This is a genomic window from Streptomyces sp. NPDC012466 (assembly GCF_042955215.1).
Classification (GTDB): Bacteria; Actinomycetota; Actinomycetes; order Streptomycetales; family Streptomycetaceae; genus Streptomyces.
In genome coordinates this window covers 110,882-125,078 of sequence record NZ_JBIBEQ010000008.1, presented here as the reverse complement: position 1 = coordinate 125,078, position 14,197 = coordinate 110,882, and the positions used below count along the sequence as shown (strand labels likewise).

Below are 14,197 nucleotides of genomic sequence, written 5' to 3'. Positions count from 1 at the left end.
CGGGTGGCCCGCGCTCAGGGGCGCCATGCCTCGATCGGGTTGCCGAGCCAGCGGGTGTCGTCGGGGACGGACTCCGCGGCCATGACGAGCGACGCGGGACCCAGCGTGGTGCGGGCCCCGATCGTGCTGCCGGGCAGGACGATCCCGCCAGGGCCCAGCGTCGCGCCCTCACGGAGGACCACAGTATCCGTCCGCAAGATCCGGTCGTGGAAGAGGTGCGTCTGAAGGACAGAGCCCCGGTTCACGGTGGACGCGTCCTGGAGCGTCACCAGATCGGTCTCCGGCAGCCAGTAGCTCTCCACCCACACGCCCCGGCCGATCCGTGCGCCCAGGCCCCGCAGCCAGGCCGTCATCACCGGCGTGCCCGGCACGGCGCCGGCCAGCCACGGCACGGCCAGCACCTCGACGAAGGTGTCCGCCAGCTCGTTGCGCCACACGAAGGACGACCACAGCGGGTGCTCCCCGCTGTGATGCCGCCCCACGAGCGCCCACTTGGCGGCGATCGAGACGAGGGCCGCGCCCCCTCCCACGGCGAGCAGCACCAGCCCCGACAGCAGCGGCGCCCACGCCCCCAGCGCACACAACGCGGCGATCGTCAGCACCGCCAGCCCGGCCGAGCAGAACACCGGCACGATCCGGCACAGCTCCACCAGGGCGCGCGCCCACAGCAGCCGGGCCGGCGGTTCGTAGGTGCGGCTCCGGTCGCCGTCGGCGGCGGCGCGCGGCAGCTTGACCGGCGGCAGTCCCAGATAGGAGGTGCCCTTCTTGGCCTTCTTCGGCGTCGCCGACAGCACGCCGACCAGCCCGCCGTCCGGCACGCTCCGCCCGGGAGCCGTCATCCCCGAGTTCCCGAGGAAGGCCCGCCGTCCGATCCGGGCCCGCCCGATCCGCATCCAGCCACCGCCGAGCTCGTAGGGCGCGGTCAGGGTGTCGTCGGCCAGGAACGCTCCCTCGCCGACCGTCGTCAGACTGGGCAGTGCCAGGACGGTCGACACCTCGGCACCACGCCCGATCCGCATCCCGAGCAACCGCAGCCACACCGGCGTGACCAGCCCGGCGTAGAGAGGGAACAGCATCTCGCGTGACCGGTCCATCAACTGCGTGACCGTCCACGCCTGCCACCCGACCCGGCTGTGCGTCGGATGCGTTCCCTCGCGCAGGCCGAGGCTCAGCAGTCGTACGGCGATGAGGATCAGCACGGCGTACGCCAGCCCGAAGGCGAGCGTCGCCGGGACGAGGGCCAGGGCGGCGCCCGCCAGGGGCGAGGCCGGCGTGAAGAAGATCCGGGCGACGAGGAACGCGGCCGCACCCGCCAGTACGGGGAGCATGGTCAGCGCGAACCCGGTGAGGCCGTACATCACGCTCCAGTACGTCCCGCGCCGCGGCCGTTCCTCGGGCCAGTTGCGCTTGGCCTTGCCCAGCTTGACCGCGGGCGCCCCCGCCCACCGCTGACCGGTGGGAACCTGACCGGTGACGGCCGAACCGGGCGCCACCTCGGCCCGCTTGCCCACCCGGGCGCCCGGGAAGAGCACGCTGCGGGTACCGACGACGGCGTGCGCGCCCACCTTCAGCGCGCCGATCTCCAGCCGGTCCCCGTCCAGCCAGTACCCCGACAGATCCACCTCGGACTCCACGGCCGCGCCCCGCCCCAGCTTGAGCATCCCGGTGACCGGGGGCAGCGAGTGCAGATCGACGTCCGGCCCGACCTTGGCGCCCAGCGCCCGCGCGTACCGCTCCAGCCAGGACCCGGTCAGTGATGTCGCGCCGCTGAACTCGGCCAGCCGCTCGGCGGTCCACAGCCGCAGATGGACGCCGCCTCCACGCGCGTACCTGCCGGGCTTCACCCCGCGCAGCAGCAGCCGGGCGCCACCGGCGGCCAGGGCGAGCCGCCCCGGCGGGCTGAACAGGACGGCGACCCCGACGGCGAGGAGCCACCAAGGGGCCGTCGGGAGCCAGGTGCGGTCGGGCAGCAGATTGCCGAGCGCGGCCAGCGCCACCATCCAGCGCAGACCGAGCAGGGTGAACAACGGGAGGAGGATCAGCAGTTGGAGTGCCTGGGCGCGCCTGGGCACCGGGGCGACCGTGCGCCGGGCCTCGTCGTCGTGCACCGACTTCTCCAGCCGTCGGGCCAGCTTGCGCAGCACCGGCTGCTGGTAGATGTCGAGGACGGCGGCGCGCGGGTAGCGGCCGCGCAGCCGGGTGGTCAGCTGGGCGGCGGACAGGCTGCCGCCGCCGATGGCGAAGAAGTCGTCGACGGCACTGGTGACCGGGATGCCGAGCACTTCGGTCCACTGTTCGGCGAGCCATGCCTCGGTGCCGTAGAGCTGTTCCGCCGGGCCGCCTGTCTCCAGGCCCTTCAGCGGCCAGGGCAGCGCGTCGCGGTCCACCTTGCCCGACGTGCGCGTCGGCAGCTCCCCGACCGGCGCGAGCAACGGCACGAGCGCGGCGGGCAGTTCGGCGCGGAGCCTCTCGACGGCGACGGTGTGGTCCCAGCCGTCCTGGGTGACGACGTAGCCGACGAGGAGCTGATTGCCGCCGCGGGCAGTCCGTACGGCGGCGGCCGCGCCGGCGACCCCGGGCAGGCGCTGGAGCGCGGCGTCGACCTCACCGAGCTCGATGCGCCGTCCGCCGAGTTTGATCTGCTCGTCGGCGCGACCGAGGAAGACCAGCCCCTCGGGGTCCGCCCTGACCAGATCGCCGCTGCGGTACGCCCGCTCCCATCCCAGGGACTCCAGGGGCGCGTACTTCTCCGCGTCCTTCCCGACGTCGAGATACCGGGCCAGCCCGACGCCGCCGATCACCAGGTGCCCGCTGCCGCCCATGGGCACGGGCTCGCCGGCCTCGTCCACGACGGCCAGTTCCCAGCCGTCCAGCGGCAGTCCGATCCGGATCGGCTCCTGACCGCTCATCAGCGAGGCGCAGGCCACCACGGTCGCCTCGGTGGGCCCGTAGGTGTTCCAGACCTCGCGTCCCTCGGTCACCAGCCGTTGGGCCAGTTCGGGAGGGCAGGCCTCACCGCCGAAGATCAGCAGCCGGACGTCGCTGAGGGTCTCCGGGGCCCACAGGGCGGCGAGTGTGGGCACCGTCGACACGACGGTGATCTCCTGCTCGACCAGCCAGGGCCCGAGATCGGCACCGCTTCTGACCTGCGAGCGCGGCACCGGCACCAGACAGGCGCCGTACCGCCACGCCAGCCACATCTCCTCGCAGGAGGCGTCGAACGCCACGGACAGCCCCGCCATGACCCGGTCGCCGGGCCCGATCGGGTCGTCGGTGAGGAACAGGGCGGCCTCGGCGTCCACGAACGCGGCGGCGCTGCGGTGCGAGACGGCGACGCCCTTGGGCTTCCCGGTGGAGCCGGAGGTGAAGATGATCCACGCGTCGTGCTCGATGCCGGGGCGCGCCGCGGGAGCCTTTCCGGCAGCGTGCACGGTGATCTCGTGCCCGGCCCCGATGACGGCCCGGACGTCCGCCTCCCCGAACACCAACCCGGCCCGCTCGTCCGGGTCCTCGGCGTCGACGGGGACGTACGCGGCACCGGCCGCGAGCACGGCGAGGATCGCGATGTAGAGCTCGTTGGTGCCGGACGGAACCCGGACGCCCACCCGGTCTCCGAGCCCGACCCCGACGGAGCCGAGCCGCCACCGCAGTCGCTCCACCTCCGCGGCCAGCGCGCGGTAGGTGAGGCTGCTCGTTCCGTCGTCCAGGGCGGGCTCGTCCGGATACGACCGTACGGACGCGTCGAAGACGTCGACGAGGGTGCGCGGCGAGGCGGCCGAGCGCCCCGGAAAGCGGGCCGCGTCCCCGAACTCCTGCTGGATCTCCGCGTCGAGCTCTTCGCCGAGCAGGCCGAGAGCGTCACTCTCCTGTATGGCTGCCATCCGGTCCTCGCGTCGAGAGCCCGGATGCCTCCGGGGGCGCTGGCGGGCCCGCAGGTGTGCCTGGGGTTGTCCGGCTCCAGCTCGGTAACAAGCCGGAAATGCTAGTACGAAGCTGGTTTTGGGCGCTTGGCCACGCCACCCGGATCGGCCGTCCGGGGGTGGGGCGGACCCGGCGGTACTGATCCTGACCTGGAGATCCTCGGACGAACGAGACTTCGCCCACACCGATGATCAGGGCACGCCGCCTTATGGGGATGTCGTCCAGCGAGGGGCTGTCCGGGCCCAGGCGGTCTCCCATGCCGCGAGGTTGTGATGCTGGATGACGCGGTGGGCCGTGCGGTAGGCGGCGGCTGCCGCGGCGTGGACGCCGAGGACGGCGATGAGGGCCGAGCCCATGGCACGGCTGCGGACCTGGTGGGGGGTCAGGGGCGGGCCGGTGAGCTTTCCGTCGGTACCGGCCCAGACGCGCAGGGTGCTGCCCTTGGGCAGGTCCGGCTGGACGTCGGCATGGTCGGTGCGGGTGCGTCCGCCGGGGTCGGTGAAGCGGACCTTGGTGGGGTAGAGGGTCTTTCTCGCTTCGGCGGAACCGGGTTCGGGGTGGCTCCGGGCGTCTTCGAGGAGCACCGCGGTGGTGTGGTGGCGGGTGGCGTTCTGGTGCTCGGCGGTGCGGGCGTAGTGGCGGTGTGCGGCGTCGCGGGCGAGGAACATCGCGAGCGGGGTGGCGGCCAGCACCGCCAGGGTCAGGCCGAGGCCGATCCACGCCTGGGCCAGGTCGCTGCGGCGGCGCAGGGGGTTGCGCCGCAGGCGCCAGAACATGACCCGGGGCAACTCCCGCGGGGGCGGCGGAGGTGAGGGTTCGCGACCGGGCATGTGTCCTCCTTTCGGCGGTGACGCGGCGCTTGCGGGGTGCCGGCCGAACGCGAGGGCAGGGCGTGCCCCGGAGCCGGTCCGGCATGCCCCGTCCTCCGCCCGACGGCGATGCCGGGCACCCCCTAGTGGGGGTGGGCGACGGGCGGGAGGGACACCGATGCGGAGGGGTGGGTGTGGGCGGCCTGGAGGAACCTGGCGGCGCCCCGCACGGCCGCGGTGTGCGGGGCCGGGACGATACGCGGCGGTGCCTTCAGGCGAGCGGTGAGCGGGTGCGTGATGTCGGGGCGCAGGGCTCCCCCGCCGGCCAGGAGGATGCCGCGCCGCAGGGCGCCGGTGGCGACCGGGGTGCGGTCGTGGCGGCGGATCGCGTCCAGCATCGAGACCACCGCTTCGACGAGCTGCCGGGGCGTGGTCGTCTCGTCGAGGTCTACCGTCCCCACGGCCGTGCGGTGCGCGTCGGTGACGGCACCGTCGCACAGCAGTACCGCCTCGGTGAGGTGGGCGCCGATGTCCACCACGATCACCGGACGGGACATGTCCTCGTCGGCGGCCAGGGCGATGCTCCGGGCGCTGGGCACGGTCAGAACGCTGCGCGGCCGCAGCACCTCGACCGCGGCGCGGGCCCGGGTGCGGTAGGCGACGCCGTCCAGGACGGGAGTGGTGACGATGACCATCGGGCGGGTGGAGCGGGGCACGCGGTGGCCGAGCAGGCGTTGCAGCATCCGGGAGCAGCCCGGGGGGTCGATGATGGTGCCGCGCTGGACGGGATGGACCGCGCCGGTGCCGGGGAAGGTGACGGTGGGCACGTCGACGACGGTGCCCTTGCCGGCGAGCCAGACGCGGGTGCGGGCGCTGCCCATGTCCAGGGCGATGCCGCAGCAGCGCCGGCACAGAGGCCACGGCCGGTGACGCCCGGCGTCGCCGGGCAGGTCGTGGGCGCCGGTCATGGCCGGGCCTCCTTGACCTGCTGGCAGCGGGCGCAGTAGCGGGCCTGCGGCACGATCAGGAGCCGTTCCCGTTCGACGGGGCGCCGGCACAGGTGGCAGGCACCGTACGAGCCCTCGTCCATGCGGGTGAGGGCCGCTTCGACGTCGGCGAGGACCATGCGGGCGGAGGCGGTGAGTTTGACGCGGACCTCGATCTGCGCGGCGGCCCGCCGCCGGAGCCGGTCCTCCGTCCGGGAGGTGCCCGGTCCGGCGAGCAGGCGCAGTTGCTCCTGGCGGAACAGGCGCTGCTCGTGGAGGTGCTCCCGCAGCGCGGCGAGGTCCTCGGCCGACAGCTGCGTCGTGCTCTCGTCGATGGTCTGGTGGTTCACCACGTCACCCCTTTGCGGCAGGGCGTAGGAGGTCGGTCGGGCGGGGTCAGGCGGCGCGGCGCTGGCAGGCGACGCAGTAGCGGGTGTAGGGGAGGATTTCGAGCCGTTCCGCGGGGACGGGCTTCGCGCAGCCGACGCAGGTTCCGTAGGTGCCGTCGTCGATGCGGGTGAAGGCTTCCTCGATCTCTTTGAGGACCCGCTCCATCCCCGCCTTCTGCGCGGCCAGCAGGTGATCGTCGGAGCCGCGCTCGGTCTCGGCGAGGGCGCGCAGCTGAGCCAGCCGGGACGTGCGGGCGTGCTCCAGGCGCTGACGGGCCTCGTGCGGGTGGGGTTCGGCCCGGGTGACATCGAGCGACATGGCGGGTCCTCTTCTCGGTGGCGTACGTCGGGTGCGCGACGGCGCGGGTCATGCGCGGCGGGCGGCCCGGCGGTGTCGCCGGGCCGCCCGTCGGCCGGCGGGTGGTCGTGTGGTGTCCACCCTCGCCCGGTCCGCGGCGGATACCCATCGGGCGCGGGCCCCATTTGCACCGGGTCGGGGAACCCATGCGGCCGGGCCATGGGTGCCGCGTGCCCGGGGAAATGGGGGTCAGGTCCCATGGACGGGACACGGGGCGAGGGGGCAGCCTGACCGCAGGCTTGCTCAAGCGCCCGGGCCGCGAACGCGGTGGGCCGCGCGATGCCCGACAGTGGAGGTGGGACCGAGGTATCAGAAGGGGAGGCGCAGGGGCGGTGTCCTTGTTCTGGCGGATCTTCGCCCTCAACGCCGTGGTGCTGGGCACGGCCACGGCCCTGCTGCTGTGGGCGCCGGTGACCGTCTCCGTACCGGTGCTGCTGACCGAGGCGGTCATCCTCGTCGGCGGTCTGGCCGTCATGCTGGTCGCGAACGCCGCCCTGCTGCGGTTCGGCCTGGCCCCGCTGGAACGCCTCACCAGGCTGATGACCACCGTGGACCTGCTGCGCCCCGGCCAGCGTCTGCCCGCTTCCGGCGGCGGCGGGGTCGCCGAGCTGATCCGTACGTTCAACGCCATGCTGGAGCGGCTGGAGCAGGAACGGGTCGCCAGCAGCGCACGCGCCCTGCTGGCCCAGGAGGCGGAACGCCGCCGCATCGCCCAGGAACTGCACGACGAGGTCGGCCAGAGCATGACCGCGATCCTGCTGGGCCTCAAGCGCTCCGCGGACGACGCACCCGAGCCGCTGTGCAAGGAGCTCCAGGAGCTCCAGGAGATCACCCGGGAGAGCCTGGACGAGGTCCGTCGCCTGGTGCGCAGACTGCGGCCCGGTGTGCTGGACGATCTGGGTCTGGTGAGCGCGCTGACCTCGCTCAGCGAGGACTTCGCCACCCACACCCGGCTGCTGGTGACGCGCCGCTTCGATGCCGACCTGCCCTCTCTGGCGCCGGAGACGGAGCTGGTCCTCTACCGCGTCGCCCAGGAGTCGCTGACCAACGTCGCCCGCCACGCGGACGCCGGGCGGGTCACCGTCGCCCTGCGTCGCGCCGACGACAGCGTGGTGCTGACGGTGACCGACGACGGCAGCGGCATCGAGGCCCCCCGCGAGGGCGCGGGCATCCGCGGCATGCGCGAGCGGGCCCTGCTCGTCGAGGGCAGCCTGGAGATCACCCCGGCACCGCACGCCGGCACCCGCGTCCAGCTCACCGCGCCCGTCGCAAGGAAGCAGCCCTGACCATGCCCGACACGGCCCCGTCCCCTCCGACCCCGTCGCGCACGATCCGCATCCTGCTCGCCGACGACCACGCGCTGGTCCGCCGCGGTGTGCGGCTCATCCTCGACCAGCAACCGGATCTCGAAGTGGTCGCCGAGGCCGGTGACGGGGCCGAGGCCATCGAGCTGGCCCGCACCCTGGAGGTCGACCTGGCCGTGCTCGACATCGCCATGCCGCGCCTGACGGGGCTGCAGGCCGCCCGCGAACTGGCCGCCCTCAGGCCGGGACTGCGCATCCTGATGCTCACCATGCACGACAACGAGCAGTACTTCTTCCAGGCGTTGAAGGCCGGAGCGAGCGGATATGTGCTGAAGTCCGTCGCCGACCGGGACCTGGTCGCCGCCTGCCGGGCCGCGATGCGCGACGAGCCCTTCCTGTATCCCGGCGCGGTCACCGCCCTGATCCGCAACTACCTCGACCGGGCCCGCCACGGCGAGGAGACTCCCGATCAGATCCTCACCCCCCGCGAGGAAGAGGTTCTCAAGCTGGTCGCCGAGGGCCACTCGTCCAAGGAGATCGCGGACCTGCTGTTCATCAGCATCAAGACCGTTCAGCGCCACCGCGCCAACCTCCTGCAGAAACTCGGCCTGCGCGACCGCCTCGACCTCACTCGCTACGCCATCCGCGCCGGACTGATCGAGCCCTGACCCGCCGGCTGCCCGCTTCCCGAGCGGGAGCCGGGCCAGTCCCGCACGCCACGACGAGAGGGGGGACGGTGCACCACAGCGCGCGCACAGCGCCCGTCACCGGCAGCACCCGCCCCCGCTCCCCCGGCGGCGCGCTGCTGGCAGCCGTCGTCCTGGCGGTGCTCGCCACCCTCGGCATCGCCACCCCGCCGCCCGGCGCCCCGCACCCGGCGTTCGGCGGCGCACCCGTGGCGGCGGACCAGTACCGCTACGACGGGACCTGCGCCGACGACGGGTGCGACGCCACCTGCGTCGTCCGGATGGCCACCCGCCCTGAGCCGCACGGCGAGCACCCGGCCTCGCGCGGACACCTCGGCACCTGCGGCCGGAGCGTGGACGCCACCCCCTGTCCCGTTCCGGGCCCGTACGGGGCTCCGGCCGGGCACGTGCCCTCCTCGCCGCCGCACACGGCCCAGGACCAGGGGCGGGCGCCCCCGGTGTTCTCCGGCACCTGACGCCCCTTCCCCTTCATTCTCGACTCGCCCCGCAGCGGCCCGCGACGGCCGCCGCCGTGGTGTGCCTGCCGGAGGCTCCCGTTGAACCGTTCCCCGCGCGTGAGGGCTCTGCTCGCCCTCGCCGTGCTCGCCCTGTCGCTGTACATCGCCGCCACCGTGCCGGTCCGGCTCGGACTGGACCTGCGCGGCGGTACGCAGATCGTGCTCGAGACCCGCTCCACCCCCACGGCCGACGCCGACCGCGCGGCCACCGACCGCACCCTGGAGGTGCTGCGCGGACGCATCGACGCGCTCGGCGTCGCCGAACCGACCCTGGTGCGTTCCGGTGACCATCGGATCATCGTCGAGCTGCCGGGTGTCCAGGACCCGAAGAAGGCCGCCGACGTCCTGGGCCGTACCGCACACCTCACCTTCCACCCCGTGCTCGGCACCGCGGACGAAACCGGCGAGGCCTCACGGTCACTGCCGAAACGGCCTCCCGAACGCGTCCTGCCCGACGAGTCCGGCACGCCCCTGCGTCTCGGGCCCACGTCCCTGACCGGCGAGGACGTCGAGGAGGCCGCCGCCCGGTTCGACCAGCAGGGCGGCGCCGGGTGGCATGTCACCGTCGGTTTCGAGGGTGCCGGCCGGTCCGGCTGGGCCCGTCTGACCGGCGAGGCCGCCTGCCGTCCCGCGGGCGATCCGGCACGGCGGGTCGCCATCGTCCTCGACGACAAGGTCATCTCCTCCCCGCAGGTCGACCCGTCGATCGCCTGCGGGTCCGGCATCCGCGACGGCGCCACCCGGATCACGGGCTCCTTCAGCCCCGAGGAGGCCCGCGAACTCTCGCTGCTCATCAACGGCGGTGCCCTGCCCGTGCCCGTCGAGACCGTCGAGCAGCGCACCGTCGGTCCCACCCTGGGCGCGCAGGCCATCACCGCAAGCGCCTGGGCGGCGGCCATCGGCACCGCGCTGACCTCGCTGTTCATCATCGTCGTCTACCGGCTGATGGGTGCTCTGGCCGCCCTCGCCCTGGCCTGCTACGGCCTGGTCTCCTACGCCGCCCTGGCCGTCCTCGGCGCCACCCTGACCCTGCCGGGTCTGGCCGGTTTCGTCCTGGCCATCGGCATGGCCGTGGACGCCAACGTGCTGGTCTTCGAGCGGGCCCGCGAGGAGTACGGGGTGCGCCGGCGGCCCAGCATCCGCTCGGCGCTGGCGGCCGGCCACCGCAACGCCTTCAGCGCCATCGCCGACTCCAACATCACCACGCTGATCGCGGCCGCCCTGCTGTTCTTCCTCGCCTCCGGGCCCGTGCGCGGCTTCGGCGTCACCCTCGGCATCGGTGTGCTCGCCTCCATGTTCAGCGCCCTGGTCGTCAGCCGAGTGCTCGCCGAGTTCGCCGCGGGCCGCCCGGGCGTACGCCGCCGACCCCGCCTCACCGGCATCGCCACCACCGGCGCGGTCCGCGACCGCCTCACCCGTCACGACCCGGTGCTGATGCGCCACCCGCGCCGCTGGCTGGCCGCGTCCGCCGCCGTGCTCGTGCTGGCCGGTTCGGGCATCGCGGTGCGCGGTGTCGACCTCGGCGTGGAGTTCACCGGAGGCCGCCTCATCGAGTACTCCACCAGCGGCCCCGTCGATCCCGGCCGGGTCCGTACCGCCCTCGCCGACGCCGGGTTCCCCCGTGCGGTCGTGCAGTCCTCCGGCGACACGGGTCTGACGGTGCGCACCGATCCACTGACCGACGCCGAAGAGGCGGAGGTCACCGGCGCCCTGCGCGACCTCGACGGCCGGACGGACAAGGTCCGCGACGAGCTGATCGGTCCCAGTCTCGGCGAGGAACTGCGCCGGGGTGCGCTGATCGCGCTGGCCGTCGCCCTCGGGGCGCAGTTCGTCTACCTCGCGGCACGCTTCCGCTGGGTCCTGGGCTCCGCGGCGGTCGTCGCCCTCGTCAACGACGTGGTCATCCTCCTCGGGGTCTTCGCCTGGCTCGGCAAGCCCGTGGACGGCGTGTTCCTGGCGGCCCTGCTCACCGTCATCGGCTACTCCGTGAACGACTCCGTGGTCCTCTTCGACCGGGTCAGGGAACTGGTGCGGCGCACCCCCGAGTCGTCGTTCTCCGGCAGCGTGAACCAGGCGATCCTGCAGACCCTGCCCCGCACCGTGAACACCGGCATGGGCGCCGCGTTCATGCTCACCGCCCTCGCCGTGCTGGGCGGCTCCTCGCTCACGGACTTCGCGCTCGCGCTGCTCATCGGCCTCGCCGTCGGGACCTGTTCCTCGGTGTTCACCGCCGCCCCCGTCGCGATCCGGCTGCACCACCGCTTCCCACGGGGGAAGGCCCGCCGCTCTCGCTGACCCGGTCGGCGACGGCCGCCCGGACATGGCCGCGCCGGACCGGTCAGGAGGAGAGCGGGTCCAGCGCCGCCAGGACCGGGGCCACGCCGTCCTCCTCGGCCAGGCACCGGGCAAGCTCCCGGGCGCGGCTTCGGTGGTGAGGGTCGTCCGTGGCGCGGCGCAGGGCGGTAGCGAGGGTGCCGGCGGTGAGGCGCCGCAGGGGGACGGCGTCCGGAGCCGTCCCCAGGGCGACCAGGCGCGCCGCCCAGAAGAAGCCGTCGAACTGCACCGGCACCCCGATCGTGGGGACGCCCGCCCGCAGGACGGCGGCGGTGGTGCCGGCTCCGGCATGGTGGATCACGGCGGCGGTACGGGGGAACAGCAGGGCGTGGGGCACGTCCCCGACGGTGATCATGTCGTCGCCGGTGGGTGCGGCGAGGCCCGCCCAGCCCTGCTGGATGATGCCGCGCAGCCCTGCCGAGCGCAGCGCCCGCACGATCTCACCGCTGAGGCGGCCGGGGTCCGGCACCGTCGCGCTGCCCAGTCCGACGAACACCGGCGGGGGCCCGGCGGCCAGGAACTCCTCCACTTCGGCGGGCAGCGTGCGGGGGTCGTGCGGCCACCAGTACCCGGCGATCTCCAGTCCCGGGCGCCAGTCCTCGGGGCGGGGCACCACCCGTTCGCTGAAGCCGTGCAGCACGGGCCAGTGGGCCCGCTCGTGGGCCCTGCGGCTCGCGGAGGGGCCGCGCAGGGGCATGCCGTGCCGGGTGCGCAGCCGGTGCATGGCGTGGGTGAAGACCCGGTCGACGGCGGAGAGGACGGCGCGTCCGCCCAGACGGTTGCCCACCGTGCCGAGCGAGCGGCCGCCGAGCATGGGTGCGCCGAACTCGCGGGTCGGATGCTGGGGTTGGAGGAACAGGCCCAGACTGGGCAGTTTCAGCCCCTCGGCGATGGCACGGCCCAGCGGTGCCACGGCTCCGGCGGCCAGGACGATGTCGGCGCCGCGAGCCGCCTGGACCAGGGCGTCGGTCATCTCCTCGGCCGCGGACCGGGCCATCGACGCCGCGCGGAGCAGTTTGCCGACGCCTGTGGTGCTGGCGTGCAGGTCGCGGCCCCGGTCGGAGTGGGACACGGCGTGCGGGTCGACCGGCGTCGGGTGGAAGCGCACCCCCGAGCCGGCGGTCAGGGGCTCGAACAGGGCGTGCGTGGCGAGCGTGACCTCGTGCCCGCTGCGTGCCAGTCCCACGCCCAGCCCGGTGTAGGGCGCGACGTCGCCGCGCGATCCCGCCGTCATGATCACCACGCGCATGGGTCCCAGTGTGGACCTGCCCGGCGGGCGACACGCGGTGCACGGCCGCACGTGGACGAAAATCGCCGGTGCGGCTGTTCTCCGGCCGCGTCCGCTCACGGCGGGCCGCTGTCCAGTGTGCCGAGGAGGCGGGTGGCGGCCTGACGCAGTCGCGGGGACTCGTCCTCGGTGAGCGCGGTCAGCCGGCCATGGGCCTTGTCGCTGTCCTGCGGGAGTGAACCGGTGGCGCCCGCCCAGCGTTCGAGCCCGAGGACGGCCTGGTAGCGGACCGGTTCGTGGGGGTCGTCGAGGCCGCGCCGGAAGCGCCGTACGTCGTGGCGGGTGTGCTCGTCGGCCGGGTCGTCGCCGTCGAGGAGGGACAGCGCGGCGGCCAGGACCTCACCGGACGGGGCGTTGTCCGCGAGGCGCCGGACGTCGGGCAGGGCCTGGGTGAGGCCGTCGAGGGCGTCGCGTGTGCGCCAGACGTGCTTTTCGTCGGTGGCCAGGTGGGCGGCCAGGGCCCAGGCCACGGGGTGGCGTTCCCAGGGGCGGAGGCCGTTCTCGACGAGTGTCTCCAGGCCGTCGAGTGCGCCCGCGCGCAGGTCGTCGTCCGGGTCGTCCAGGAGGGGCAGCAGCAGCCACACCGCGTCCCAGCGTCCTGCCGTCCCGATGGCCGCCGCGACGGCGGCCCGCGTCCGGGCGGGCAGCGTCTCGTCGGTCAGGGCGGTGCGCAGGTGCGGGGCGGCCGTGGCCGGGTCGGCGGCGCCCAGGGCACGTGCGGCCGGGGGTCCGGCGACGGGATCGCGCAGCCATCGCACGGCCGGTCCGGTCACCCGGTCCTCGCCCGGTCCGGCAAGACCGCTCAGGAGTCTCGCGGCGACCTCGGGGTGCTCCTCGGTGTGCAACGCCGCGGTCAAGGTGTCCTGTACCTGCCGTTGCTCCACGGGGAACAAACGGCGGGCAGCCTCGATCCGTACGGCGGGGGACGGATCGTGCAGGCCGAAGAGCAGTGAGTCGAGGAGTTGCTCGGTGCAGCGCGCCGGCAGCCATTCCAGGGCCCGCGCACGGGCGGCGCCCATGCCCTCCCGGGCGGTACGGATCAACTCCGCCCGCACGGCCGGGTCTTCCCTGCACGTGTACAGCAGGGCCCGGGCCCGTCCCCACAGGGCGTGATGGGGGTCACCGAGCAGGGCGGCCAGGGCCGTGACGTCACCGGGCACGCCCAGGGCGGCCAGTCCGTCCAGGGCGTTGATCCGCACGTGGTGGTCCGGGTCGGACAGCAGCCGGGCGAAGGCCCGGGTGAGCGTGGGTGTGCCGAGCCGCAGTCGGACGGCGGCGGCCGAAGCCCTGCGCCGCACCTGCGGATGCGCGTCCCGCATCAGCAGGGGCAGCACCTCTGCGGCGGCTTCCGGGATGCCGAGCCGGCCCAGGGCCAGGGCGGCGGCCGCGCGCACGGAGGGGACGGGATCGTCGGCCGCGCCCGCGATCCCGCGAACGTGCTCGGCCCGGCCGATTCTCCCCAGCCCCTTCAGGGCCGCAGCCCGCCGCTCCGGCTCCGGCCGCGCCGACTCCCGCAGGAAATAAGCGATCTGATGGTCCGCCCCCATGGCCACCCCCGAAGAGATAGACCGCCGGGGGACGCGAAGGTTGCCCGCGGGGACCGC

The 14,197-nt window shown here is 74.1% G+C and carries 11 protein-coding genes; 4 read left to right on the top strand and 7 right to left on the bottom strand.

What is annotated here, in order from left to right; all coding sequences use genetic code 11:
- Positions 1-14: 14 nt before the first annotated feature.
- The 5 genes from ACFY9E_RS28090 to ACFY9E_RS28070 form a co-directional block, all read right to left on the bottom strand.
- Entirely contained in the window at positions 15-3,881 is a 3,867-nt protein-coding gene (locus tag ACFY9E_RS28090; protein ID WP_390988598.1) for a Pls/PosA family non-ribosomal peptide synthetase, read from the bottom strand.
- Between the two features lie 246 nt (positions 3,882-4,127).
- A complete protein-coding gene (locus ACFY9E_RS28085) occupies positions 4,128-4,751 on the bottom strand; it encodes a hypothetical protein (RefSeq protein WP_390988596.1) in 624 nt (207 codons plus the stop codon).
- Between the two features lie 122 nt (positions 4,752-4,873).
- Entirely contained in the window at positions 4,874-5,698 is an 825-nt protein-coding gene (locus ACFY9E_RS28080; protein ID WP_390988595.1) for a hypothetical protein, read from the bottom strand.
- On the bottom strand, positions 5,695-6,069 hold the full coding sequence (locus tag ACFY9E_RS28075) for a TraR/DksA C4-type zinc finger protein (protein ID WP_390988593.1): 375 nt from the start codon (positions 6,067-6,069) through the stop codon (positions 5,695-5,697). Before ACFY9E_RS28075 ends, ACFY9E_RS28080 begins: the two co-directional genes overlap by 4 nt.
- A gap of 43 nt (positions 6,070-6,112) precedes the next feature.
- Positions 6,113-6,424: a TraR/DksA C4-type zinc finger protein gene (locus ACFY9E_RS28070; protein WP_390988592.1), complete on the bottom strand. Its 312-nt coding sequence runs from the start codon at positions 6,422-6,424 to the stop codon at positions 6,113-6,115.
- 371 nt (positions 6,425-6,795) lie between these two features.
- Between ACFY9E_RS28070 and ACFY9E_RS28065 the strand changes: the two genes are divergently transcribed.
- From ACFY9E_RS28065 to secD, 4 genes are all read left to right on the top strand, one after another.
- On the top strand, positions 6,796-7,749 hold the full coding sequence (locus tag ACFY9E_RS28065) for a histidine kinase (protein WP_390988590.1): 954 nt from the start codon (positions 6,796-6,798) through the stop codon (positions 7,747-7,749).
- A 2-nt stretch (positions 7,750-7,751) separates the two neighbouring features.
- The gene (locus ACFY9E_RS28060) at positions 7,752-8,435 is read left to right on the top strand and encodes a response regulator (protein WP_390988588.1); all 684 of its coding nucleotides are present in this window, start codon (positions 7,752-7,754) and stop codon (positions 8,433-8,435) included.
- Between the two features lie 68 nt (positions 8,436-8,503).
- Positions 8,504-8,929 (top strand): hypothetical protein, encoded by a 426-nt coding sequence (locus ACFY9E_RS28055; RefSeq protein ID WP_390988586.1) that lies wholly within the window; start codon positions 8,504-8,506, stop codon positions 8,927-8,929.
- 81 nt (positions 8,930-9,010) lie between these two features.
- Positions 9,011-11,266, top strand: a complete 2,256-nt coding sequence (gene secD, locus ACFY9E_RS28050; RefSeq protein ID WP_390988584.1) for a protein translocase subunit SecD — start codon at positions 9,011-9,013, stop codon at positions 11,264-11,266.
- Between the two features lie 43 nt (positions 11,267-11,309).
- On the opposite strand, the gene ACFY9E_RS28045 is transcribed toward secD, so the two are convergent.
- Together ACFY9E_RS28045 and ACFY9E_RS28040 are read right to left on the bottom strand one after the other, a co-directional pair.
- The gene (locus tag ACFY9E_RS28045; RefSeq protein WP_390988582.1) at positions 11,310-12,554 is read right to left on the bottom strand and encodes a nucleotide disphospho-sugar-binding domain-containing protein; all 1,245 of its coding nucleotides are present in this window, start codon (positions 12,552-12,554) and stop codon (positions 11,310-11,312) included.
- A gap of 95 nt (positions 12,555-12,649) precedes the next feature.
- Positions 12,650-14,140 carry a HEAT repeat domain-containing protein gene (locus ACFY9E_RS28040; protein WP_390988580.1) on the bottom strand — a complete coding sequence of 497 codons (1,491 nt, stop codon included), beginning with the start codon at positions 14,138-14,140 and terminating at the stop codon, positions 12,650-12,652.
- Between the last annotated feature and the right edge of the window lie 57 nt (positions 14,141-14,197).

What these genes read in the sequence shown, in the direction of transcription:
- ACFY9E_RS28070 (WP_390988592.1), bottom strand. Translation starts at nt 6,424, where the DNA reads ATGTCGCTCGATGTCACCCGGGCCGAACCCCACCCGCACGAGGCCCGT.
- ACFY9E_RS28040 (WP_390988580.1), bottom strand. Translation starts at nt 14,140, where the DNA reads ATGGGGGCGGACCATCAGATCGCTTATTTCCTGCGGGAGTCGGCGCGG.
- ACFY9E_RS28090 (WP_390988598.1), bottom strand. Translation starts at nt 3,881, where the DNA reads ATGGCAGCCATACAGGAGAGTGACGCTCTCGGCCTGCTCGGCGAAGAG.
- ACFY9E_RS28080 (WP_390988595.1), bottom strand. Translation starts at nt 5,698, where the DNA reads ATGACCGGCGCCCACGACCTGCCCGGCGACGCCGGGCGTCACCGGCCG.
- ACFY9E_RS28060 (WP_390988588.1), top strand. Translation starts at nt 7,752, where the DNA reads ATGCCCGACACGGCCCCGTCCCCTCCGACCCCGTCGCGCACGATCCGC.
- ACFY9E_RS28045 (WP_390988582.1), bottom strand. Translation starts at nt 12,554, where the DNA reads ATGCGCGTGGTGATCATGACGGCGGGATCGCGCGGCGACGTCGCGCCC.
- ACFY9E_RS28085 (WP_390988596.1), bottom strand. Translation starts at nt 4,751, where the DNA reads ATGCCCGGTCGCGAACCCTCACCTCCGCCGCCCCCGCGGGAGTTGCCC.